Origin of the sequence: Endozoicomonas sp. SESOKO2, from assembly GCF_024606245.1 — a bacterium.
Taxonomy (GTDB): Bacteria; Pseudomonadota; Gammaproteobacteria; order Pseudomonadales; family Endozoicomonadaceae; genus Endozoicomonas_A.
Genome location: NZ_JAHHPQ010000361.1, coordinates 1 through 1660, shown reverse-complemented (window position 1 = coordinate 1660; position 1660 = coordinate 1). Strand labels below are relative to the sequence as shown.

Annotated in this window: 2 protein-coding genes; both read left to right on the top strand. The window is 46.7% G+C overall.

Annotation, left to right across the window (positions count from 1 at the left end; all coding sequences use genetic code 11):
• Nucleotides 1–219 (top strand): hypothetical protein (locus tag KDK17_RS08095; RefSeq protein WP_257287804.1); only part of this gene is annotated, 219 nt, incomplete at its 5' end.
• A 189-nt stretch (nucleotides 220–408) separates the two neighbouring features.
• On the top strand, nucleotides 409–1660 hold a 1252-nt coding region (locus KDK17_RS08090), incomplete at its 3' end, for a hypothetical protein (RefSeq protein ID WP_257287803.1).

Sequence of the window (1660 nt, the reverse complement as noted above, 5' to 3'; positions counted from 1 at the left end):
ATTATTCGCACTTTCATATCAAGCTTTGTCTCGAAATTGTCCCCTACAGAGGTCGGGACCATATCAAGGATGTATAGAGGGGTTTTTATCTTTGCAGGGCTTGGCCAGGGAACGCTGTTCACTCTTTTTGTACTTCTTGCTGTTTATACTATTCTTGGAGCTGGTCATGCGCCATTGCAGAAGTTTGAAGACAGCATCCGGGAGACCGACCAAGAATAGACTGCTCTGCTGCGGCGACATCAGATTGGTCTAAAAATCCCTCCTAGTTCAGCAAGTTGATCCACGATTCACCTTAACAAGTCGGAATTTTATGCTCAATTTTCTGCCATTCTCGCTACGGGGTCGTCCAATCGGGGGAACCGTTCAGCCTTCCCGATCTCCTATCGCACTTTCCCGGGAGTCGTGTATATGATCAAGCGGCAGCATTATCTGACCAGGTTGATGGCTCCTATACTCCTGTTACAGGCATTGAACATACGGGCTCAGGCTACGACTCAATCCCCAACCACGAACCCCTTTCCAACGGTTTCCTGCCAGTCTCTTACAAAGCAAACGCCGGGAGTTGAGCAGCAGTTAAAACAATACAGCCACCTTGTTCGCAATCGACAGTGCGTTGTTCTCACTCCCAACCCGGATGATGATTTGGACCAGAAGATAAAACAGATTCCTGAGAACACCGTTATACTCTTCTCGTCCGGTACTGTCCAGGCAGTGACACCTTCTCCATCAGCTTCTCCCGTGACGGAAAAAATCCAGGTTAAGTACTTTATTAGAAGAGAAATAGTGTTGAAGGATGGTCAGGATCTTCTTGGCGCTGCTGATGACGGTTTTGAAATCGTTATCATGCTTCACCCAACTTATAATAAAAAATATATGGTCAGGGCTGGAGCCACTGACAACTTCCATTTTAGAAAAACAAAAGACAGCCATATAAGACACATTACTTTCCTGCCAACTGGAACCGGAAATCGCAGGCCAGTTGACACTATTTTATTCGCAGAGTGTTTTAATCGGAGACTGATTTTAGAAAACAACGAGTTCAATCTTCCTAACCAGGCGGCAGTTGACCTTGATTGCAAAGAACCTCTGGATGCGTCGGCTCATCCAATGCGCCCGGGTCCGGGCCTGCGGTTCATCGATAACACGGCCATAGGTACTACTATCAACACGCCGACCAGCGAATACATTCCCGATGAGGTGATAAATATTAACCTTCCTGCCATCAGGAACCAGTCAAAGAGGATTGCTGTTATTGGGAACACTTTCCGGGGCAAAATGGCAAAAGCGGGTGAATTTATGCTTGGGCCCGGAACCAGTATGGATATCTTCAGAAACACGGTCTACATTGCCAGCTCCACATTACTCGGCGCTATTGCCCAACAGGGAGGTTTCGTTCTTATAGGACATAAAGATATTAATGCAGAACTTTCTCGTTATAATCTGGCAGGCAATGAGATCTGGGTAAAAGGAACAGCTATAACCGTCTTTACCCCCCTTAAACTGGCCCTGGCTTGCAATCACCTGCAGGCCGTCATTCCGTGGCAACAATTTAAACAAGAATTCAGTCTGAAAGCCATTCATCCATGGCCACAGGCAGCAGTTGAATGCACAAAATTGATGGGTTCATCCGTTGGTCTGCCTTCTTCTATCACTGAATGGC